Source organism: Paenibacillus sp. GM1FR, from assembly GCF_002803315.1.
GTDB classification, from domain to species: domain Bacteria; phylum Bacillota; class Bacilli; order Paenibacillales; family Paenibacillaceae; genus Paenibacillus; species Paenibacillus amylolyticus.
In genome coordinates this window covers 218,857-240,273 of the sequence record NZ_MKZL01000059.1, presented here as the reverse complement: position 1 = coordinate 240,273, position 21,417 = coordinate 218,857, and the positions used below count along the sequence as shown (strand labels likewise).

Sequence of the window (21,417 nt, the reverse complement as noted above, 5' to 3'; positions counted from 1 at the left end):
TTAGTGTATCAAATTTCAGGAAACTGACAACACCTTTACATTGTGCCTTTCATAATGCCTTTCGTCAAAATGGAGCGAAAAACAACTTACTAGGAAAGTTTAACCCAATTTATGTTAAAGTCAACGTATACCATGCGGAAGGGTGACAGCACATGATCGTATATGAGAGAGAGCATGATTTTGTTTTGACCGCACAGCATGAGCATGGATTAGTAGCCGGAGAGATGGCTTCCCACTGGAAAAATGAATTATTAGCCGATGCTGCGCATCGGGATGAATTGATTCTAGCGGCCAAGGAACATGACCGTGGCTGGATTGAACTGGATTCGTCTCCGTTCTGGAATGATTACAGTCAATCGCCGTATTCGTTTCGTGACTTTCCATTGCGTCCGCGTTTTGTATTCTACCATAAAGGGATTGAAGAAGTTCGTAAGAAAAACCTCTACGCCGGATTATTGTGTAGCTTGATGTACACGGAACTGTTTCAGAAAAATCTGGGGGCCAATGCTCAGGATGATGATGACATCCGAGATTATCTGCAACAAGAACACGAACGTCAGCTGGATTGGGAGAAACAGCTTGGTGGTGATGCTGAAGCCCTGAAACAGAGGCTGCAAAGTGATGTGGAGATTATGCTTTTCTGTGATCAGCTCAGTCTGTTTCTCTGCATGGAGGAACCTGGAACACCTGCTGCGCGTTATGATTTTTTTGCAGAAGGGCTCAGTTGTACGTTTGATGCCTGTTCCAGACAACCGATTCAAACAGAGTGGTTATCCAATGAAAAAGTAGGCCTGTCTTTTTTCCCGTTTGATGAGGACTTTACGATCGTTTTGCCTTATAAATCAGTGCCGAAGGCAAGTATCCGCAAATTTGGTATGCAACAGGCTTATCGCCGGGCTGAATGGAAGGAACGCCGGGTGTTGATTACGGAATTGAACTGAGGACTGGAAACTCCAGACTTGAGGAAAGAGCAGCATAGAATATCACAAAACAGGCGGGCTTCTGATGTACAGGTGTACAGGGCGTCCGCCTTTCGTATGCATATATATCATCATAGACTATACTGTGAGACCGGTGAAAATACGAATGAATCAGAGTGGGAATAAAGAAGGAAAACACAGGTTATTCCCAGAAATGTTAGTGTACAGCAGAGAAGCGCACGTTAGCAGGAGGACGAATATGGATACTAGAATAGAAATATTAACGATGTGTATGGTATGGGACAAAATGAATGATCAGGTGTTGTTAATGAATCGGCCGGACCGCAAAGGATTTCCGGGATACATCGCTCCTGGGGGGAAGGTAGATTTTCCGGAGAGTATCGTGGATGGTGCCGTGCGGGAGGTCCTGGAGGAGACAGGGCTAGTAGTTAATGAGATTACGTATAAAGGGCTTGATGAGTTCTGTGATCCCGAACAAGGATTGCGGTACATGGTATTTAACTATTTGGCGACTTCATTCGAGGGTCAGTTATTGCAAGATCCGCCCGAAGGCGAACTGTTATGGGTGCCGATGAAGCGGGTTTTTGAGCTGCCTATGCAGGATTGGTTCGCTGAACGTTTCCCACGTTTTTTCCAAAAAGGCACTTTTGAGCGGAGTGTGATCTGGGAGAAGTCATCCGGACGTACGTTGCAAGAAACATTTATGTTGTATAGCGATTCCGTACTTGAACAGAGTGGGACCCGATAAGTTAAACCGTCAGAAGGAGGAAAAATCATGGGATACCAGCATGCCCTGCAAGGATACAGTGCGGCGACGCTTGATGGGGAATGGAAATTAATCCATGAGCATTTAAGCTTGGGTTAGGATAAAAAATAATGCCTCATAATGTATCATCCATATCTATATATTTATATCCAAATATTATGATATAATGAAGTTTACTATCTTTATAGGAGATGACTAGTCTGTGGGTAATAGTGTGTGATTAATAGATTGAGTAAACTAGTTTGTTGAAATGAAGAATGATATATTTGTAGATTTGCCATACATAGGCTTCTGCAAACAGAACGTAAATGAATATTGTACGATGAAAAGGTGGAGATTGGCATGAAATTGTCGTTCCGGATTTTGGACTGGGAAGAAGAGAGACCCTACGAACTTTTGTTGATGGCTGATCCTTCAAAAGCAATTGTGGATGAATACCTGAGTCGGGGTGTTTGTTTTATTGCCGAGTATGAAGGAGAGATGGTTGGGGAGTTCGTATTGTTGAAGACTCGTCCAGAGACTGCGGAGATTGTTAATATTGCCGTACAGGAAGAACTGCAGGGACAAGGTGTAGGCAAACACATGATTAAGGAAGCGATGGAAGCTGCACGTAGATTGGGATGCCGAATTCTCGAGATTGGGACGGGCAACTCCAGCTTTCATCAATTGAAGTTATACCAACGTTGCGGTTTCCGCATTATCGGGGTTGATCGTGACTTCTTTGTGAGGCATTATGAGGAAGAGATTATAGAGGATGGTATCCGCTGTGTGGATATGATCCGTATGGCCATAGATCTGGATGCTGTTACAGAGGATGAAAAGAAATAGGAAGTATTTGCTGGGGTGAAATTTGCTGAATCCAAAGAAGCTGCTCGGATAATTTATGTCTGGGCCAGCTTTTTGCTGTGGGTCTCCTGAAGAAAACCCCAATTATTTGTTGAATGTGACGTCAAATGGTTAATGTTTAACTTGACGGTTTGTTTTTGCACATAATGGACCACAATTCAATTAAGGAGGTAAAATGGGAGATCGTATGCCTATTTTGTTGTAATTAAGCGTTCGTTGTTCTACCCAAATTGATCGATTTATTCGATTCATCTAATTTATGCATCAATTGAACTAAAAATAGGAAATGCTCCTGAGCGTAAAAGTTTATAGAATAGATAGTAGAACATGGACTTCACTTGAAGAAGTGGAGAAAGTGTAACCTTCGAACGGATCAGGACAGTATTCGACATCTGTGCGACGGTATATACAATCATTGTTTTACTTTGATTTTGAAAACGCAGACAAACCTTGACGGGAGCGTCGGACTAACGTTACTACCACCAACAGCACGATTATTGGACTTCATGAAAAATTTCGCTTAAAATGTTGAACGAACGCAAATTACGGCTTAGTCAATGATTTCCGTCAAAAACTTATGACTAAATCAAGACGGAGGGAACGTCGATGACGATCGTGGAAGGCAACAAGAAGCCCTGGGAAAGTTACTATGGCCCCAATATGGGATACGTACAGGAACAATATGAATTATTCACTCAAGACCCTGGTTCGGTTACACCGGCTTATCGTGAACTATTTGAACAATGGGGTGCACCGCCGATGTCTGGCAGGGATGCACGCACAACCTTGAATTCCGGCAACGCCCAATCGGCTTCCGGAAGCGTAGACATTCAACTATTACAGAAAGCGGTTACAGCGGGTAAACTGGTATGGAACATCCGCACCTATGGTCATCTTGCTGCAGATATAGATCCGCTTGGAATCAGTGAAGATACAGACACATCTTTGCTGGAACCTCAGCATTTTGAATTAAACGAAGAAGATCTGAAAGCTTTGCCTGCTTCCCTGATCTGGGAAGGTGCAGATGGGCAGACAGCAACCGGATGGGATGCAATCCAACGTTTGCGTCAGATATACACTGGACCCATGGCATACGAATTCAGTCATGTGCACGAAGTTCAAGAGCGTGAGTGGCTGAATCGTCGTGCGGAATCTCGGACATCACCGGCTCCACTTACGCCGAAAGAACGTAAGGCTTTGCTGGAACGTTTGGTTGAAGTTGAGCAATTTGAAGATTATCTTCACAAAACATTTGTTGGGCAGAAACGTTTCTCCATCGAAGGTAACGATGTGCTTGTGCCGATGCTGGATGAAGCTGTTCGCATTATGGCAGAAGCCGGATCAAGCCACATTCTGATGGGGATGGCCCACCGTGGACGGTTAAATGTACTGGCTCATGTTTTGGGCAAACCGTACAGCAAAATTTTCTCTGAATTTCATCATGCTCCGAACAAAGATTTGGTTCCATCGGAAGGTTCGACTGGAATCAACTACGGTTGGACGGGGGATGTCAAATATCATATGGGTGCCAACCGTTTTGTGAAAGACGGGGAAACTGTGCAGGCACGCCTTACTCTGGCGAATAACCCGAGCCATCTGGAATACGTTAATCCGGTTGTACAAGGGTTTGCTCGTGCGGCTCAGGATGACCGTCGTGACCCTGGATATCCGAAGCAAGACGTGACGAAGGCAGCTACCATTTTGATGCACGGTGATGCAGCATTCCCTGGAGAAGGGATCGTTGCAGAGACGCTTAACTTCAAAGCTCTGCCAGGATATCAGAATGGCGGAACCATCCATATTATCGTCAACAATCGTCTGGGTTTCACTACAGATAGCAGTGATTCCCGTTCAACGTACTACGCAAGTGACCTTGCTAAAGGGTACGAAATTCCGATTGTACACGTGAATGCGGACAATCCGGATGCTTGTATTGCAGCCATTCGTATGGCAGCCGAGTATCGCAATCGCTTCAAAAAGGATTTCCTGATCGACTTGATCGGTTATCGTCGCTACGGCCATAACGAAACCGATGATCCCGAAACAACTCAACCTATCGTTTATGACAAGGTGAAAAACCATCCAACGGTAAGCCACTTGTATCAGGATCAGTTGAAAGAGGAATCGATTATCGATGATGCATCCATTACGAGCATTCGCGATGGAGTAACGAACAAATTAAAAGAAGCTTATGACCAGATGAAGAAAAATGAAGTACATGAATATTATCAGCGGAAAATCAGTGAGCCGGAGGCTGTTACGATTACTCCGACTGCGGTACCGCTTGAGAATCTTCGCAGCATTAATGCCGATCTGCTGAAATGGCCTGAGAACTTCAATGTGTATCCGAAGTTACAGCGAATTTTGCAACGCCGGAGCACTTCCCTGAACGAAGGGGAAAAAGTGGATTGGAGCCTTGCGGAGACACTCGCATTTGCAACCATTCTGGCAGATGGCAAGCCAATTCGGATTAGTGGACAGGATGCCGAGCGTGCTACATTCGCTCATCGGAATCTGGTGTTGCATGATTCGGAGAATGGAGCAAAGTTCTGCCCATTACATCACTTGCCACAGGCAAGAGCATCCTTTGCAATCTATAACAGTCCGTTGTCTGAAGAATCCGTTGTTGGATTCGAATACGGATATAACGTATATTCACCCGATACACTGGTCATCTGGGAAGCTCAATTCGGTGACTTTGCCAACTGTGCACAGGTTATCTTTGATCAGTTTGTATCAGCGGGTCGTGCCAAATGGTCTCAGAAATCCAGTCTGGTCATGTTGCTTCCACATGCGAATGAGGGTCAGGGACCTGAGCATACAAGTGCTCGTCTTGAACGCTTCCTGCAACTTTGTGCAGAAGACAACATGACGGTTGCCAACTTGTCGAGTGCTTCTCAGTACTTCCACTTGTTGCGTCGTCAAGCTTCCTTGACTGAAACGGAAGATGCTCGTCCACTCGTGATGATGTCACCGAAAAGTCTCATTCGGAATCCGCGTGTTGCTTCACCTGCAGTCGAATTCAGTGAAGGCAAGTTTGAGCTTGTGCTGGAGCAAGCCGGACTGGGTACACAGCCGGATCGCGTAGAGCGCATTATTTTGTGCAGTGGCAAGATTGCCATTGACTTGGAAGATGCTTTTGAAAAAGATAAAGCTGATTGGTCATGGCTTCACATCATTCGAGTGGAACAGCTATATCCGTTCCCGGCAGAAGAGATTAAACGCATACTCGCACGTTTCAGCAATGTAAAAGAACTGGTATGGGTACAGGAAGAAAACAAAAACATGGGTGCCTGGACATACATGGAGCCTCGTCTTCGTGAAGTTGCCCCTGAAGGCACAACCGTTAGATACGAAGGTCGCCCGGAACACGCAAGTCCTTCCAGCGGTTATCAGCTTGTGCATAGTATGGAACAGCAACAGATTATTACATCTGCGTTGAAACAAACGACGAAGAATAATATTCCACTGGGGAGGTAACAGCTGTGAGTGAAATTAAAGTACCTGCAATGGGTGAGTCAATAACTGAGGGAACTGTATCCAGATGGATGGTTAAAGAAGGGGATACCGTTAATCAGGGTGATGTGCTTCTTGAACTGGAAACGGATAAAGTAAATATTGAGATCAGCGCAGAAGAAAGTGGCGTGCTGGAGAAGATCATTCGTCAGGAAGGAGAGACGGTCGAGATCGGTGAAACGATCGGTACACTCTCAGCTGGTTCTGGAGGAGGAAGCGGTGCACCCGCTTCCGAACCAGTAGCTGAAGAGAAAAAGGCCGTTACTCCTGCACCTGAAGCTCCAACACCACCATCGGCACCTGTTGCGGCAGCACCGGAGTCATCCGATAGTGCCAAGACGGCTTCACCGTCTGCCCGTAAGCTTGCACGTGAACGTGGTATCGAACTGGATCAGGTTCAGAGCAAAGATCCGATTGGACGGGTATACCAGGATGATGTGAAGAGCCATAACAATCAGGCGCCTGCTCCTGCTGCTCCACCTGCGAGTAAAGCTCCAGCAGCACCAAGTGCTCCGGCAGCTGGAAGTTCTACCTATACCAAACCAGTGGAGCGTCAGCGGATGTCTCGCCGTCGTGCAACCATTGCGAAACGTCTGGTAGAGGCTCAGCAGACAGCAGCCATGTTGACTACGTTTAATGAAGTTGATATGACTGCCATCATGGATGTACGTAAACGCCGTAAGGACAAGTTCAAAGAGAAACATGAGATCAACCTGGGCTTCATGTCCTTCTTCACCAAAGCGGTTGTGGGGGCTCTGAAAAAATTCCCTACAATTAACGCAGAGATTGATGGCGAAGATGTTGTACTCAAAAAGTATTATGATATCGGCATCGCCGTATCTGCGAAGGAAGGACTGGTTGTACCGGTTGTGCGTGATGCAGACCGTCTGGGCTTTGCCGAGATCGAGAAGAGCATTGCGGACCTGGCATCCAAAGCTCGTTCCAACACGCTGGCGTTATCAGATCTGCAAGGTGGAACGTTCACCATCACCAATGGTGGAACATTTGGTTCCTTGTTGTCTACGCCAATTCTGAATACACCTCAAGTGGGTATTCTGGGGATGCATAAGATCCAGCTTCGTCCAGTGGCGATTGATGCAGAACGGATGGAGAACCGTCCAATGATGTACATCGCGTTGTCCTACGATCACCGGATTATCGACGGTAGTGAGGCTGTTCGCTTCCTCGTAACCGTGAAAGAACTGCTTGAAGACCCGGAATCCCTGTTAATTGAAGGTTAATCCATAACGTTTGATTATAGCTATTATTCATATCGCTTAACAAGAAAACCCCTGAACTGGTGCGCAGCGTGAGCTGTACATCCGATTCAGGGGTTTCTTTTTGCTCTTGATATGTCTCCGACTCTATTATATAGAGTCAGCCGTCTCAGTACGGTTCAACGGACTAGAGTGTGTATTCGGGCCAGGGGTATTCCGCTCTAACCAGTTCACAACATGCTGAGCCACTTCTGTTCGGTTGATCTCATGCAGCATTTCATGCCGTCCATCCGGATACAGGCGATACTCAATGTTCTCCAGCCGAAGCTTCTTATACTGCGAGACCAGATTAAGAACGCCTTTGCCATGAAGTCCGACAGGGTCCTTCTCACCTGAGAACAGGTATACGGGTTTGTGTTTGGGTATGCGCTCCATATTGTGTTGAAGATGGACTTCAAGCAGCAATTTGAAGAAGTCGCGGAAAAAGCCTGCTGTACAGACGGCTCCGCACAGGGGGTCATCAATGAATCGCTGAACCTCTTGTGAGTCCCGGGACAACCAATCAAACGGTGTCGTTGCAGGGCGGAAAGAGCGGTTAAATCCACCAAATACAATCGCGTTGAGCAGCATGCTGGGATGGGTAGCCCCCTGAATGCCGCACTGCAAGAAGGCTAGCTTCTCTCCAAATCGGAGCAGACCGCGTCTGCCGTTTGTCCCGGATAAAATAAAGGCATGGTACTGCTCATGACCAGCGTACATGAGATGTTGTACCAAGAATGAGCCCATGCTGTGTCCCATTAGAAATAGGGGCACCCCAGGATTCTCCTTGGCGGCTACTTCGCCCAGATTGATCATATCACTCGCCATCCAGCGGAAGGCATCGATACCAGCATTACCAAGCAACTTGGCATTCTCCACAGTTTTGCCATGACCCCGATGGTCATTTGCATAAACCGCATAGCCATTTTGGGTAAGGATGTCAGCAAATTCGGCGTATCGGGCTGCTGTCTCGCCCATGCCATGTGCAATTTGCACTACACCTTTAACGTTACAATCCGGATCGGGAAGCCAGCGGTACACATGAATACGGGTACCTTCACTAGCGACCAAGGCAAAGGTAGATTCCTGCATCTCGTGTAATTCCTCCTTCACAGGTCACATATAAGCTTGATTTAGGGCAGATAAGAGCGAAGAACAGTGGTATTCCCGTTCAATGTATAAGAACCCAGATTGGCTGGCAAGAGATAACATTGTCCAGCTTTCAATTCAATGCTGTCTGATTCAGCATGTGCCCACTCCAAAGTTCCTTCTCCTTCACAGACAACGAGAATCGTGAAGCTGTCAGGATTAGTGGAGAGTTCCCACCGTTCAGTCACGATCCCTTTTTCCACCACAAAATAAGGGCATTCCGCAAGCTTGAGCCATTCACCAGGAGTAGCGTTATTTGTTTTCATCGTTGAGGCACCTGCGCCCTCATAGGCGGTGACATTTAATGAGTCTTCAACATGCAACTCACGTGGTTTGCCATCCAGCCCTGGACGATTGTAATCGTAGATCCGATACGTCGTATCCGAGTTTTGCTGAATCTCAGCGACAACCACACCTGCACAGAGCGCATGCACTGTTCCAGCAGGGATAAAGAACGTATCACCAGCTTCTACAGGTACCTGACGAAGGGTATCCATCACCGTGCCGTTTTCCAATGCTTCTTTTAATGTTGCCCGATCAACGCCTTCGTTCAAGCCATAGATGATGTGTGCGCCCGGTTTTGCGTCGAGTACATACCACATTTCTGTTTTGCCAAGCTCGCCTGGAGGAAGTGCCTCATAATCGTCTGTTGGATGAACCTGAACGGACAGGTCATCGTTGCAGTCAAGCAGCTTAATCAGAAGGGGGAAACGGCCGCCTTTTTCAGAGACACCTTTGGTTCCAAGCCATTCGGTGCCCAGTTGTTCACGAACTTCATCCAGACCCTTGCCAGCCAGTGCTCCATTTAATACCTTGGTTGTACCGTTGGGATGATCCGCAATCATCCATCCTTCTCCGATATGTCCTTCAGGGGGCGTAAGGCCGAATTGCTCCAGCGCACGACCGCCCCACACACGTTCTTTGAACTCAGGTTGGAATTGTAATGGGTATGGCGTAGACATCAGTAATCTCTCCTCTAGTATATGAAATGGTGGATCGCTTTAATCAGTCATGGGCATGTAGTCGCCATGAGCAAACAAGTGAATACGTTTGCATATGTAGATGTAGAACACAGATCGCAGTAAGAAGAAGCCGTTAATAGCTCGCCCTGCGATTGTGTCTAGTTTATTGTATTTGGTGAACAAAGGAAATTATTTTTTCTCGATTCCGATCAGAAAAGGAGAAGTTTCTCGCTGCAATTGGCGATAGATCACAACCTGTGCCTGTTCCACCGGAAGGGCAGAGGACCAGTCCAATACAGCTTCTGCTTCCTGTGCCCCTCCGTCATGACCGGGGTAGAGGACAACCGTAATGATGCCGCGAGGACGTAATAAAGCGAGTGCAGCCTCGAGTGCAGCGATCGTGCTGTCAGTCTCGGTGATGATGGAGGAATCTGCACTTTCTGAAGGCAGGTACCCCAGATTGAACATAACTGCACCAACCGTACCAAGCCATGACTCAGGAACTGCTTCTGCCATTCGATCATGGCTTAGTTGAAGCATGGAGATGGAGCCAAGCTTGGCTTCATCATTTTGTTTTCGAATCCGGGCCTGTGCCAGCGTGAGGGCTTCACTTTGAATATCGAATCCAATGACTTGACCACGCCTGCCTACTTGTTGTGCCAAAAATAGTGTGTCTGCTCCTGTACCCACCGTTGCATCTATCGCCAGATCACCTGGCTGCAGACGGGAAGCAATCCACTGATGCGCACAGCTGAGAACCGAAAGAAAGCCCATCTATGCTCGCCTCCAATACTTACCTTGCCATGAATCCCGCTCTCGCAGCTCACGATCAATGGAGTTTAACACTTCCCATTTGTTCATGGACCACATCGGTCCAATCAACAGATCACGTGGTGCGTCGCCTGTAAGACGGTGTACGATCATTTCCGGTGGAAGCATCTCCAGTGTATCTACGATCAGCTTGATATACTCGTCCTGATCCAGAAAACGTAAAAGACCAGCTTCGTATTGCTTCACCATTGGTGTTTTGCGCATCAGATGCAGCAGGTGAATCTTGATTCCCTGTACATCCATATTGGCAACTGCCCGTCCAGTGTCCAGCATCATCTCATGTGTCTCTTGAGGCAGACCATATATGATATGTGTGCACACACGTATATTCCGTTTACGCAGTTTCTCAACCGCTTCTTCATAACACTTCGTGTCGTGCGCGCGATTAATCAATGTTGATGTGGAATCATGGATCGTTTGAAGGCCCATCTCAACCCACAGATAGGTGCGTTCGTTCAGTTCAGCCAAATAATCAACAACGTCATCTGGCAAACAATCCGGGCGAGTGGCGATGGACAAGCCAACAACACCGGGTTGCTCAAGAATTTCTTCAAAATATTCGCGCAGCTCCTCAACCGGAGCATACGTATTCGTATAGGCTTGGAAGTAGCCAATATAATGGGCTTTAGGCCACTTGAGGTGCTGTTTATCTCGAATTGTATTGAACTGAGTGACCAGATCTTCACGTCTGCTGCCAGCAAAATCGCCTGATCCACGCGCACTGCAGAAGGTGCAACCACCTTTGGCAATGGAACCGTCGCGGTTGGGACAGGTGAATCCAGCATCCAGCATCACTTTGAAAACCTTATTGTTAAATTGATCGCGCATCTCATAATTCCAGGTATGGAATCGTTTATCTCCCCACAGGAGAGGGGACTGTAATGCAGGTGCATTCATCTTCAGGGTACTCCTTTGGCTGTCGAATTACCGTAATCATACGTGAACAAAAGAAGAAGCGCTATGCGATTTCCGTCATAGACGATGGATAGCGATTATAGGTGTCTTCATGAACTTTAGCATTTTGCATTATTCGATTTCAATCGCTCACGGGTACAAGATATGGACAGGAAAAAGCATCCTGATCCATATCTTGCTGATTGGAAGACGCTTATGGGATTTATGCAAAATGCTCACTTTATCATTGTATCAAAAAACTAAAAAAAAAGGGAATCGAAACGCAAAAATAGGCCGTAAAATCAAGGGTTTCCCCTTGCTATAGTTTACACCTTATGTTATATTTAAATCAGCGTCAGACACCATCTAATGGGTATTATTCATCATAGCATTGGAATCAACGTTGACGTCATGGACCATACTATACCGTGAGGTGATATGAATGAATTCCCAAGTTAAAAACAATGAATTGAATCATGTGTCTGTTGAATTGACGGCAGAAGAAGCACTGGCTTTAACAGGTGTTCGTTTTAATGGAAATCCGAAAGTGAAAGCGGCTGCAAGACAAAAAGTTCGCGATGCTTTCGAAAAGACATTTGATTTTTCACACCAAGATAAGGTAGACTATGAACTACTAAAGTAGTTGGACCCCAATTCCAAATAAATCGAAGAGGGAATCTTTGAAATTTGCCCAAAGTGGCAGATCCGAAGATTCCCTTTTCATTGCTCTTTACAATTTGCCAGTTCTTCGGCAAAATAAGTCTGAGACAAGTATGGGACAAACGGAGGAATAAAATGCGTTTACGTGGCAGAAAAGGGATAAGAGAAAATTTGGAGCAACAAGTTGATCTTGTTGTACTGGACCCGAAGCAACATAAAGGAAAATGGTCTGAACTGTATGGCAATGACCATCCGATCTTCGTGGAATTTGGTATGGGTAAAGGTCAATTTATCAGCCAAATGAGTTATAAATATCCGGAATTTAATTTCATCGGTATTGATATGTATGATGAACTGGTGCGTCGTGCCAGTGAGAAAGCTCGTAATGCGTGGAGTCAGGCTGATGTGGAGACACCTCCGAACCTGAAGCTTGCGCTGGCGAATATTGAACAGATCGAAGAAGTTTTTGAACCGGAAGAACTGGAACGCATTTATTTGAACTTCAGTGATCCTTGGCCAAAAGCAAAGCATGCACGTCGTCGTTTGACGCACCCGCGCTTCCTGAAGAAATACACGGAATTGCTTAATCCCAAAGGTCAGATTCATTTCAAAACCGATTCGGAGACGCTGTTTGATTTCTCACTCAACGCCATTGCCGACTTCGGCCTGCAAATGACCAATATTTCTTTGAATCTGCATCGTGATGGTTTGAATGAAGAACATGTGATGACGGAGTACGAGCAGAAATTCATGGGTAAAGGTATGAACATTCATCGGGTTGAAGTGATTGTGGGTGAAGAGGCCTTGCGTGAGTATCAGCAGACACGTCTGGACAAGTATAAAGTTCGTGAAGCTTCGGATGAGTCTGGCGAAGATCAGGAACAGGAATAAATCGAAATCTAACTTAAACTCATTAAAGAAGAGCGACACATGAGGTGAATGATTCATTCTCATAGGTCGCTCTTTTTTTGCATTAACAATCCATGTGCAATGCTCCATAAACTCAAGTCTGGTATGGTATGATTTCAAAAGTTCTCTGAATGAAATTCTTTGCGGCGATAATCGTTTGGTGTAACCCCGTTAAACTTTTTGAACATGCGATAGAAGTATGAACTGTTGGTGAATCCGGTTCTCTCGGCAATGTCGGCAACGGAGTTCTCCGTCTCCACCAGCAGATGCTGGGCCTTGGCTATTCGGGTCTCGTTAATCACGTCCGTGAGCCCTTTCAGGGTGAGCTGTTTGTAGAGCCTGCTTACATAGATGGGCGACATGCCCAACTCATCTGCGATAGAAGTTAGACATAGATTGGGGTCCGCATAGTCCCGCTCAATAATGCCATTGATTTTACGAATCAATTCTTCGTGCTTCAGCGTACGTTTCTCCTCGACTTTGGAACCAAGCTCATCAAACATCCGATAGAAGTGTTCATGTACTTCACTGATGTCTTCCGCGTCTTTGACAGGCAGCATTAGACCATCCGAGACTGAATCAAGCGTGAGTTGATTATTCTTCTTGAGGGTATTTCGTACATGGTTCAGTGTCATCGTCAGATGGGATAAAGCTAGCTGGAAGACGGTAAATGGATATGCGGCTGTCTCGCCGACGATGTCTGCATAGACTTGTTTTGCTTCTCGCGTCTTACCTGTCATTAGATGATCAACAAGCTGTCTTTCCTTACCTGCTGGGAATGCGTACTCCTTGGTGTGATAAGCCATGATGTCAGAGGTATAGATCAGACAGCCCGGTCCCATGAACAAACGATGCAGTGAGGCTTCGGCTGATCTGGTGTAGGATGCAATACTGTCTTCCAATGAATCTTCTTCCGTGCCGATCGTACAGGAGATGGAGCATTTCAAATGGGTCATTACAGCTGCCTGCATCATACGTAGCAGCTCTTCGATCCGGTTATGAGCAGGTTGCTCAAGTTCATGGCTTTCCGCTTTTTCATTGAAGATGAGTGTGATCAGATCACCGCCCATGTCCACAGCTTCCGCATTGTAGTGGAGATCGGCTGTCTCGGTGCAGATGTTCATCATCGCGTATTTTACAAGCTGGGTCTCATCACGATACGTTTCGCTGAATTCGGTAAAATGGTCAATACGCAGTAATACCAGTCTGGATGCACGCTGAACATCAATGGAGGAACCATAGAACTTCATCCGTTCTTCCAGCATACCTCCAGTTACTGTTTCGCGGCCCTGTAGGGCCCCTCGTAGAAAATCCTGCCGTAACAAATGAAGACTGCCACGTCGCTCTGCTTCCATCACACGTAAACGAACAAGCACCTTATCAATAGGGTGATATAGTTTTCGGGACACAAGGTAAGAGAGCAGCAAGCCTGCGAAGAGAAGTCCAACACAAAACAGAACGGTATGTGTGCGCATACTCCGTATATCTGAGGTAATCAGATCATAAGGTGTTATTCTTACATAACGCCAACCCAGGTCATCGGGAGCGGTATAGGTGATGAGCGACTTTTCTCCGTCGACTTTCTCGGTAAAGTAAGCTGATTGCCCCGTATCCTGGATAATTGGCTTCATAAAAGCTTCGCTGGAGAGATTTTTCATCAATGCACGGTCGCCAAAGTCAGATAAAAGGTCTCCATTCTCATTTACGATAAAGGTCTTGCCTGGTTGATCCACAGCATTCATATTGGGACTGAGCCAATCATCCTTGATATTAACGATGACAGCGTAGTTTAGTTTGGCATTGTCATTGATCGTGTCATAACAGAGATAGGTGTAGCTGTTAACCTCTGTCGCTTCAGTAGAACCGACCTGATATGTACGCGGGATGGGAACAAAAGGTTTATAGTCATGGAAGTTCTGGAGGATACTTTTAATCCCCTGATCGTCGATCTCCGAGATGGACTGCTGCCCATTGCGCACGTCGGAACTGATAAAGAATTCATTACTTTTGGAGTTATATACATAGATGGATTCGATAAAGGGAAGGGACATACGGTAGTTGTCTAGCTGCTCCATCGCGGATGTGATTTCATAGATATTTGGTTTGGAATAGAGCAGTAATGAAGAGATAGTGTAGTCCTGATAAATCTGATATGACAATGATTTTGCAGTCTCGGTCATTTTGGCCACTTCACGGCTGGTTTGAGTAAGACTGTTCATATCTGTACGATACACCTGACGAAGAGCAATTCGATTATAGTTGACGTACAAAATAGAAGAAGCCACAAGTAAGGTAGCGACGGTACTGATAATAATGCCGATCAGAATCCGTGTGAAGACCTTCTGACTGTCCTCTGAACGTTTACGCATTCTGTTTCCCCCTCAGACCTCCTATTTTGGGTGAACAACATAGAATTTCATATACATATGTGAGGCTTCATATATCGATGTACAGAAGAGCAAGAGTAACTTGAATTATATATTATGTATGCGTTTACATCAATGCTGGACAGGCCATTTTGCCTGTTTTCTCTACATAAAGTTCAACTTTCGCTGGATTGTTCACTAGGTGTAGCCTATGCACGATATCAACATTTGTGAACGGATGTGTGTGAATGTCTGTTCATTTCATGGTTCGTTCATTTTGTTCATAGTTCATTTCGCAGAATCGTTCATTTTCTGAAGGGAAGCTTCAGTATCCGTGAGTGAAGAGAGCATCTACAATAAAAAGAGAGCTCCACCACGCAGCACCGCAAGAAATTCGGGAGGGATCGAGCCATGCTCAAAGAATTGAACAAAAACAAAATCATGTTTCTGATGCTGTTGCCCACGCTGATCTTTTTTCTGATTAACTCGTATTTTCCGATGGTCGGCATCTATTATGCATTCACCCGGTATGATTTTGAAGGCGGATTATTTGGTAGTCCATTTGTCGGTCTGGAGAACTTTAAGTTCCTATGGCAATCCGGAATGTTGCTGAAGCTCACAACCAATACCGTGGGTTACAATCTCGCCTTCATTATATTAGGAAACGGTCTGGCGATCTTCTGTGCGATCATGCTTAGCGAGATCCGGGGCAGGTTATTCAAAAAAATCACGCAATCCGTCATGTTCTTGCCGTATTTCATCTCGTTTGTACTATTAAGTGTAATCGCTTACAACATGTTTAACTACGAGTCGGGTTTTGTGAACACGGTGCTCAAACGTTTTGAGGCCGGCCCGGTCGACATTTATAACACACCCTGGATCTGGGTGTTCCTGATCATCATCTTTTATCTGTGGAAAAATCTTGGATACAGCATGGTCATCTATCTGGCCGCCATAACGGGTATCAGTGACGAGTATTATGAGGCTGCCCGAATCGACGGGGCCAATATATTTCAGCGGATCTGGTACATTACAGTACCGATGCTGAAGCCAACCTTTGTCATCCTGCTGTTGTTCTCGCTTGGCAGCATTATGAAGGGGCAGTTTGACCTGTTCTATCAACTGATCGGCAACAACGGGGTGCTGTACAACGCTACAGATATTATTGATACGTATGTGTATCGTTCACTGAAAGTCACGTTTGATATCGGGATGGCAACGGCTGCTGGTCTGTATCAGTCCTTGTTTGGATTCATTTTGATCATGACCGTCAACTATATTATCCGCAAAGTAAATGAGGACTACGCCTTGTTCTAGAACGCCCGCAGGGCAGGAGGGAGAACAATCATGAACACGCCAATGAATACTCACACTCGTACGAATACCCGTCTCAGAGATTCGGAATTCACTTTCATGTTTCAACTGATTTCCTACAGCTTCATCATCATTTTATCAATCATGTGCTTGCTACCGTTCCTGCTGATTTTATCCGGTTCATTCAGCAGCAACGAGTCCATTGTGAGGGATGGTTATCACCTCTTTCCAACGGACTTTTCCCTGGAAGGTTACAAAATGGTGTTCAAATTCCCGACTCAGGTACTCAAGGCTTATGGGGTAACGGTCTTTACAACGGTGGTGGGGACTACGCTAGGGCTGTTCCTCATCACGATGGCTGGATTTGTGCTCCAGCGTAAGGATTTTAAATATCGGAACACGTTCTCGTTTTTTATCTACTTCACAACCCTGTTTGGTGGGGGACTTGTGCCTTGGTACATTATGCTGGCGAACTACTTCAATCTCACAGATACGTACACCGTACTTATTTTCCCGGGGTTGATGACGCCATTCCTCATTATCCTGATGAAAAACTTCATTCGCTCGGCAGTGCCGGATGAATTGATTGAGTCCGCCAAAATTGATGGAGCGAATGACTTCCGCATCTATTTCAGCATTGTGTTGAAACTGGCGATGCCTGGTATCGCCACCGTAGGTCTGTTCTTGGCACTCGGTTACTGGAATGACTGGTTTACCTCATCCCTCTTCATTAACAACCCGGATATGTACCAACTGCAATTTTATCTCTACAACACGATGAACACGATCACATTCATTGACCAGATGGCGATTGGCACAGGGATCACACTCAGTCAGGATGTGCCTACCGAATCAACCAAGATGGCAATGGCTATCGTTGTAACGGGACCGATTTTGTTCCTGTATCCGTTTGTACAACGTTATTTTGTCAAAGGACTCACCATTGGTGCAGTGAAAGGTTAGAACGTGAACACGCTGTGGGTGTCAGGCCATTGACATCATTTCTGGTCTGAAGCATGGCGAGTCTGCGCTAACATATAAAGGTTCACCACAAAAAGGGAGGATGCGTATGCGTAAAAAAACAATTCGGCACCTGTCTCTGGTACTTGCCCTGATGTTGTTCGCCGGGGTACTTGCCGCATGTAATAACGGTTCGGGGGGATCGACGCAAGGAAGCGAGCAGGGAGGAACATCCGGGAACAAAGGCGAGAAAGTCACACTTCAATTTTATATGCTTGGGGATGCTCCGAAAGATCTGCCTGTTATTGAATCCGAGATCAATAAGTTGGCGGAGGCTGATCTGAACGTCAATGTGAAATTCAACTACACCTCCTGGACCGACTGGGATCAAAAATATAAACTGCTGCTGTCTTCCGGACAGCCGATCGATCTGATCTTCACAGCAGATTGGACATTCTACCAGTCCTATGCCAAGAAGGGTGCGTTCCTGCCACTGGATGAAATGTTGCCTACAGCAGCGCCAGCGCTGAAAGCTCATGTACCTGATGACATGTGGAATGCTGTCAAAATCAATGACAAAATCTATACAGTTCCATCCACTTGGATTGAGTATGTAACCGAGGGAATTGCGTACCGTGAGGACTTGCGCGAGAAGTACAATCTTCCGAAACCGGAATCCTTGGAGACGCTCGAAGCGTATCTGGAGGGCATCAAAGCCAACGAACCCAATATGATTCCGATTGCGGATAGCAATGCCAACCATACCCATGGTATTCGTCAATTGACATCCAAGCTGGTTAATACAGCAGGTCAACTTCCATATGGACTGGATATTATGTATGATACACCAACAACTGTGACGTCCTACTGGGGATCGGCGCAACACCTGGAAGACCTGAAAACATACAAACGTTGGATGGACAAAGGATTTTTCCCGAAAAACGTACTGAATGTAAAGGATACTTCCAACTCATTGCTGCAAAATGGAAAAGCGGCTGTTGTTCTTTCCGGGGAGAACCCGAACAAATTTAATGCAGATGTCATCAAGGTGCAGTCTACTCATCCAGATTGGAAACTGGCTTATTTCCCGTACCCGAATGCGAAAGGGTTTGCACAACCGGTTCACCCGATCCACAATGGTTTTGCGATTCCGCGTAGCAGTAAAAACCCGGAAAAAGCATTGGCATTTTATGAGAAACTGGTGACAGACAAACGATATAACTGGTTGACTGAATACGGCGTTGAAGGCAAAAACTTCGAGGTAGATAATGGATACTACAAAATGGTAGGCGATGCACAAACAAACGGCTTCCCGCGTGAGGGCATGAATGGTTGGGCATGGCGTAACCCGGAATTCATGCTCTATGACAAAACCTTTGATGACGTGCTGACCATGTTTGAAGATCTCGACAAAATCAAAAAGCCGGATATTTATACCGGATTTGCTGAAGACTGGACACCGTACCAAGCCGAGAAGGCTGCATTGGAACAAGTGGAAAAACAATATCTGTATCCGCTTAATGTAGGTTTGGTGGCAGACGTAGAGGCTGGATTGAACACATTTATGGAGAAGGCTAAACAAGCAGGTTTGGAAAAAATTCAGGCAGAATACACCAAGCAGTGGCAGGAGTATTTGAAGTCAGCAGGCACTCAATAGTTTGTACTTTCCTTCATAAAGAAAAGGTGCCTTCAAATTCGAAGGCACCTTTTCAATGTGGTTGCAGGCTTGTTTGAAGCCGTTGGTTAGAGGCGTGATTGGACGAAGAATACAGGAAGCGACATCCTAATGGGATAAATTCATAAACGGGCCTCTTCTGCGGATGAAGGACGAACGTCCTCCAGCAGATCGATAATACTTTGAGCGCTCTGCATTGGATGAACCTTGGCGATTTCCGCCAGATGACGTTTGCGTTTACGTACAACATCCGGGTAGTGATGCAACAGCTTGTTCATCCATTTAACCACTACGTCGGGCGAAGTTATGGGTTCTCCCAAACCTCTTTCTGTAAAATAATGGACGTTTTCTTCTTCCTGACCAGGTATAGGGTTGTGGAACAACATGGGAATTCCTTTCGCCAAGCCTTCACTGCATGTCATTCCCCCAGGTTTGGTGATCAGAAGGTCGGATACTTCCATTAATTTGTCCACTTCGTTGGTGTACCCCATAATGTGAATATTTTCTTTGCGATACATCGGGTTCTGTTCCATGCTGATCCGTGTTTTATCATTGCGACCCAGACAAAAAATGATCTGAATATCTTCATGCCAGCGTGTCAGCAACGGATGGACCAGCTTGTCGCTGAGCATTCCCCAACCGCCGCCCATCACCAGTACAGTAGGCATGTTCTTGAGGTTAAATCTGCTTCGGATCTCTTCTCGCCCGGGATGCTCCCAAAAATTTGGATGCACCGGAATGCCCGTGACTCGAATGTTGTCTGCAGGTACGCCTCGTAGCATTAGTTTGGACTTAACCTCATCTGAAGAAACCAGATAAAGGTCTACTTCACGGTTAATCCACGTCCCATGTGCATCATAGTCGGTGATGACTGTGCATAGGGGAACCTGTACACCCAGACGTTTCAGTCTGGATATGACAGCACTTGGAATCGGATGTGTACAGACAATCGCATCGGGACGTAACTGGCGCACAACGCTGCGTGTGTGTGTATAGAACAGTTTATGCAACGCCAGTGTGGTCAGCCTGTTCAATGATTTTTTATATTGGTGTCTGTATACGTATCCGAAAAGTTTGGGTTGGTTGGTAACCGTTTTTTTGTATGCTGTTATAATCAGAGGTGCAACCTTTGGATTTAAGAAACTTCCCAGTTCAAGCACTTTTGTCTGCACGTCTGGCGAGAGCTTTCGCAAATTGCTGGACAGTGCATAGGCGGCTTGAGTATGACCCGTACCAAAGCCTTCAGATAATAGTAATACTCTTTTTTTCTCCACGCTTACTTCACCTGTTCCTGCTAGGTTTTTCTGAGTCTAACATATCGGCTTTAAGACCAGAATGCAACTGTTGCAAGTGCGACTAAAGTACCTATTGTGGCACCCGCCAGAACATCGGAAGGATAGTGTAACCCCAGATAAATTCGAGAGAATCCGACAATAAGGGCCACAGGCAACAATATTAGCAATAAGATCGGATCAGTGGTCATAAAGGGAACTGTGACCGAAAAAATGGCAGTTGTGTGCCCTGAAGGAAACGAGTGATCCGTCAGGGGATTACGGAACGTAATTGTATCCGGCAAGGCCAGATAAGGTCGAATGCGGGGATACAATTTTTTCGCGATGGCTACAGGGATGTGGCTGACCGCAAGGGCGATACATGCCTGGAGTCCTGTTGTGCTCCATGGAGCTGGAGCAAGCAGCCAGATTAACAACGATATTGCAATAGATGAAGTTGCTCCACCCAGATGGGTGAAATAATACAGCCAAAAATTCATAAAACGATTATGAAGTCGGCCGTTGATCCACATAAAAACATTTCGATCATAATCTTGAAACTTTAAGAATAAACGGCTCATATTGGCCTCCTGCCAGTCAGGCCGCCCGTAATGGCGGCATTATTTCCGGTGATTTTCTGCATCCGGTTTCGTCCTGATTAGTATATAACCGTTTTTCATGAACTTGAGGTTATTTCAGGTATATGTTTATCATATTTTTAAATGTTGTCCTTTTCAAGAAGAACCCATGTAAAGAACGTGAAATTCATGTTAAAGAGTGGATATATACCCATCTTAACTTTTTGACTTGGGTCAGCCAAAAAAGATACAATGATTCAACATGGCTGAAATGAGGTAAAAAAAATGTGAGTTCTGTTTCAAACTTTTTGAGGTCTGTTTGCGTTATTTGTTATAGAGCCTCTGACGAAGAATAACATGCTGATGAAAAAAGCAGGGACTTTAGAAATAAAAATCAAGTAAACGGCTGAAAATAAGATATAACAGGCATGAATGCGAGGTTGTGGTATCACGAAGTGTCTATTCAGCGTTTAAAGATCACATTTCTGCTTCAAAAAGTGAAATTGGGGTTTTGACAAATGAC

17 protein-coding genes are annotated in these 21,417 nt (G+C 45.7%); 10 read left to right on the top strand and 7 right to left on the bottom strand.

Going from position 1 to position 21,417, the window contains the following annotated elements; all coding sequences use genetic code 11:
* Positions 1-152 precede the first annotated feature (152 nt).
* From PAEAM_RS27130 to odhB, 5 genes are all read left to right on the top strand, one after another.
* The gene (locus PAEAM_RS27130; RefSeq protein WP_100529531.1) at positions 153-941 is read left to right on the top strand and encodes a DUF3891 family protein; all 789 of its coding nucleotides are present in this window, start codon (positions 153-155) and stop codon (positions 939-941) included.
* Between the two features lie 238 nt (positions 942-1,179).
* Positions 1,180-1,689 (top strand): 8-oxo-dGTP diphosphatase, encoded by a 510-nt coding sequence (locus PAEAM_RS27125; RefSeq protein WP_100529530.1) that lies wholly within the window; start codon positions 1,180-1,182, stop codon positions 1,687-1,689.
* Between the two features lie 360 nt (positions 1,690-2,049).
* Entirely contained in the window at positions 2,050-2,535 is a 486-nt protein-coding gene (locus PAEAM_RS27120; protein WP_076209233.1) for a GNAT family N-acetyltransferase, read from the top strand.
* A gap of 624 nt (positions 2,536-3,159) precedes the next feature.
* Complete coding sequence (locus PAEAM_RS27115; protein ID WP_047842236.1) at positions 3,160-6,033, top strand: 2-oxoglutarate dehydrogenase E1 component; 2,874 nt, start codon at positions 3,160-3,162, stop codon at positions 6,031-6,033.
* A gap of 5 nt (positions 6,034-6,038) precedes the next feature.
* Positions 6,039-7,310 (top strand): 2-oxoglutarate dehydrogenase complex dihydrolipoyllysine-residue succinyltransferase, encoded by a 1,272-nt coding sequence (odhB, locus tag PAEAM_RS27110; protein ID WP_100529529.1) that lies wholly within the window; start codon positions 6,039-6,041, stop codon positions 7,308-7,310.
* 126 nt (positions 7,311-7,436) lie between these two features.
* Here odhB and PAEAM_RS27105 read toward each other — a convergent pair whose 3' ends face one another.
* From PAEAM_RS27105 to mnmL, 4 genes are all read right to left on the bottom strand, one after another.
* Positions 7,437-8,417 carry an alpha/beta fold hydrolase gene (locus PAEAM_RS27105; RefSeq protein WP_100529528.1) on the bottom strand — a complete coding sequence of 327 codons (981 nt, stop codon included), beginning with the start codon at positions 8,415-8,417 and terminating at the stop codon, positions 7,437-7,439.
* A gap of 41 nt (positions 8,418-8,458) precedes the next feature.
* Positions 8,459-9,436 (bottom strand): type I phosphomannose isomerase catalytic subunit, encoded by a 978-nt coding sequence (locus PAEAM_RS27100; protein ID WP_076327062.1) that lies wholly within the window; start codon positions 9,434-9,436, stop codon positions 8,459-8,461.
* A 189-nt stretch (positions 9,437-9,625) separates the two neighbouring features.
* Positions 9,626-10,210, bottom strand: a complete 585-nt coding sequence (gene mnmM, locus PAEAM_RS27095; protein ID WP_036610195.1) for a tRNA 5-(aminomethyl)-2-thiouridylate-methyltransferase MnmM — start codon at positions 10,208-10,210, stop codon at positions 9,626-9,628.
* Entirely contained in the window at positions 10,211-11,164 is a 954-nt protein-coding gene (mnmL, locus tag PAEAM_RS27090; RefSeq protein ID WP_036669734.1) for a tRNA modification radical SAM protein MnmL/YtqA, read from the bottom strand.
* A 439-nt stretch (positions 11,165-11,603) separates the two neighbouring features.
* On the opposite strand from mnmL, the gene PAEAM_RS27085 reads away from it, so the two are divergent.
* Both PAEAM_RS27085 and trmB read left to right on the top strand, forming a co-directional pair.
* The gene (locus PAEAM_RS27085; protein ID WP_036610190.1) at positions 11,604-11,804 is read left to right on the top strand and encodes a hypothetical protein; all 201 of its coding nucleotides are present in this window, start codon (positions 11,604-11,606) and stop codon (positions 11,802-11,804) included.
* 152 nt (positions 11,805-11,956) lie between these two features.
* Positions 11,957-12,712 carry a tRNA (guanosine(46)-N7)-methyltransferase TrmB gene (gene trmB / locus PAEAM_RS27080; protein WP_100529527.1) on the top strand — a complete coding sequence of 252 codons (756 nt, stop codon included), beginning with the start codon at positions 11,957-11,959 and terminating at the stop codon, positions 12,710-12,712.
* A 134-nt stretch (positions 12,713-12,846) separates the two neighbouring features.
* Here the strand turns inward: trmB and PAEAM_RS27075 are convergent, their stop codons facing one another.
* Positions 12,847-15,099, bottom strand: coding sequence for an AraC family transcriptional regulator (locus PAEAM_RS27075; RefSeq protein WP_100529526.1), 2,253 nt, complete (start codon positions 15,097-15,099; stop codon positions 12,847-12,849).
* A 408-nt stretch (positions 15,100-15,507) separates the two neighbouring features.
* On the opposite strand from PAEAM_RS27075, the gene PAEAM_RS27070 reads away from it, so the two are divergent.
* The 3 genes from PAEAM_RS27070 to PAEAM_RS27060 all read left to right on the top strand — a co-directional run bounded on the left by PAEAM_RS27070 (position 15,508) and on the right by PAEAM_RS27060 (position 19,027).
* Positions 15,508-16,413, top strand: a complete 906-nt coding sequence (locus PAEAM_RS27070) for an ABC transporter permease (protein WP_017689672.1) — start codon at positions 15,508-15,510, stop codon at positions 16,411-16,413.
* A gap of 96 nt (positions 16,414-16,509) precedes the next feature.
* Positions 16,510-17,373, top strand: coding sequence for a carbohydrate ABC transporter permease (locus PAEAM_RS27065; RefSeq protein ID WP_370511436.1), 864 nt, complete (start codon positions 16,510-16,512; stop codon positions 17,371-17,373).
* Between the two features lie 100 nt (positions 17,374-17,473).
* On the top strand, positions 17,474-19,027 hold the full coding sequence (locus tag PAEAM_RS27060) for an ABC transporter substrate-binding protein (protein ID WP_100529525.1): 1,554 nt from the start codon (positions 17,474-17,476) through the stop codon (positions 19,025-19,027).
* 140 nt (positions 19,028-19,167) lie between these two features.
* Here PAEAM_RS27060 and PAEAM_RS27055 read toward each other — a convergent pair whose 3' ends face one another.
* Both PAEAM_RS27055 and PAEAM_RS27050 read right to left on the bottom strand, forming a co-directional pair.
* Positions 19,168-20,319: an MGDG synthase family glycosyltransferase gene (locus PAEAM_RS27055; protein WP_100529524.1), complete on the bottom strand. Its 1,152-nt coding sequence runs from the start codon at positions 20,317-20,319 to the stop codon at positions 19,168-19,170.
* A gap of 50 nt (positions 20,320-20,369) precedes the next feature.
* Positions 20,370-20,897 carry a phosphatase PAP2 family protein gene (locus PAEAM_RS27050; protein ID WP_017689668.1) on the bottom strand — a complete coding sequence of 176 codons (528 nt, stop codon included), beginning with the start codon at positions 20,895-20,897 and terminating at the stop codon, positions 20,370-20,372.
* Between the last annotated feature and the right edge of the window lie 520 nt (positions 20,898-21,417).

Bases quoted from the DNA above. Each gene is read 5' to 3' on its own strand.
- PAEAM_RS27130 (WP_100529531.1), top strand. From the start codon at position 153: ATGATCGTATATGAGAGAGAGCATGATTTTGTTTTGACCGCACAGCAT.
- PAEAM_RS27125 (WP_100529530.1), top strand. From the start codon at position 1,180: ATGGATACTAGAATAGAAATATTAACGATGTGTATGGTATGGGACAAA.
- PAEAM_RS27120 (WP_076209233.1), top strand. From the start codon at position 2,050: ATGAAATTGTCGTTCCGGATTTTGGACTGGGAAGAAGAGAGACCCTAC.
- PAEAM_RS27115 (WP_047842236.1), top strand. From the start codon at position 3,160: ATGACGATCGTGGAAGGCAACAAGAAGCCCTGGGAAAGTTACTATGGC.
- PAEAM_RS27105 (WP_100529528.1), bottom strand. From the start codon at position 8,417: ATGCAGGAATCTACCTTTGCCTTGGTCGCTAGTGAAGGTACCCGTATT.
- PAEAM_RS27100 (WP_076327062.1), bottom strand. From the start codon at position 9,436: ATGTCTACGCCATACCCATTACAATTCCAACCTGAGTTCAAAGAACGT.
- mnmM (WP_036610195.1), bottom strand. From the start codon at position 10,210: ATGGGCTTTCTTTCGGTTCTCAGCTGTGCGCATCAGTGGATTGCTTCC.
- mnmL (WP_036669734.1), bottom strand. From the start codon at position 11,164: ATGAATGCACCTGCATTACAGTCCCCTCTCCTGTGGGGAGATAAACGA.
- PAEAM_RS27085 (WP_036610190.1), top strand. From the start codon at position 11,604: ATGAATTCCCAAGTTAAAAACAATGAATTGAATCATGTGTCTGTTGAA.
- trmB (WP_100529527.1), top strand. From the start codon at position 11,957: ATGCGTTTACGTGGCAGAAAAGGGATAAGAGAAAATTTGGAGCAACAA.
- PAEAM_RS27075 (WP_100529526.1), bottom strand. From the start codon at position 15,099: ATGCGTAAACGTTCAGAGGACAGTCAGAAGGTCTTCACACGGATTCTG.
- PAEAM_RS27070 (WP_017689672.1), top strand. From the start codon at position 15,508: ATGCTCAAAGAATTGAACAAAAACAAAATCATGTTTCTGATGCTGTTG.
- PAEAM_RS27065 (WP_370511436.1), top strand. From the start codon at position 16,510: ATGTTTCAACTGATTTCCTACAGCTTCATCATCATTTTATCAATCATG.
- PAEAM_RS27060 (WP_100529525.1), top strand. From the start codon at position 17,474: ATGCGTATGCGTAAAAAAACAATTCGGCACCTGTCTCTGGTACTTGCC.
- PAEAM_RS27050 (WP_017689668.1), bottom strand. From the start codon at position 20,897: ATGAGCCGTTTATTCTTAAAGTTTCAAGATTATGATCGAAATGTTTTT.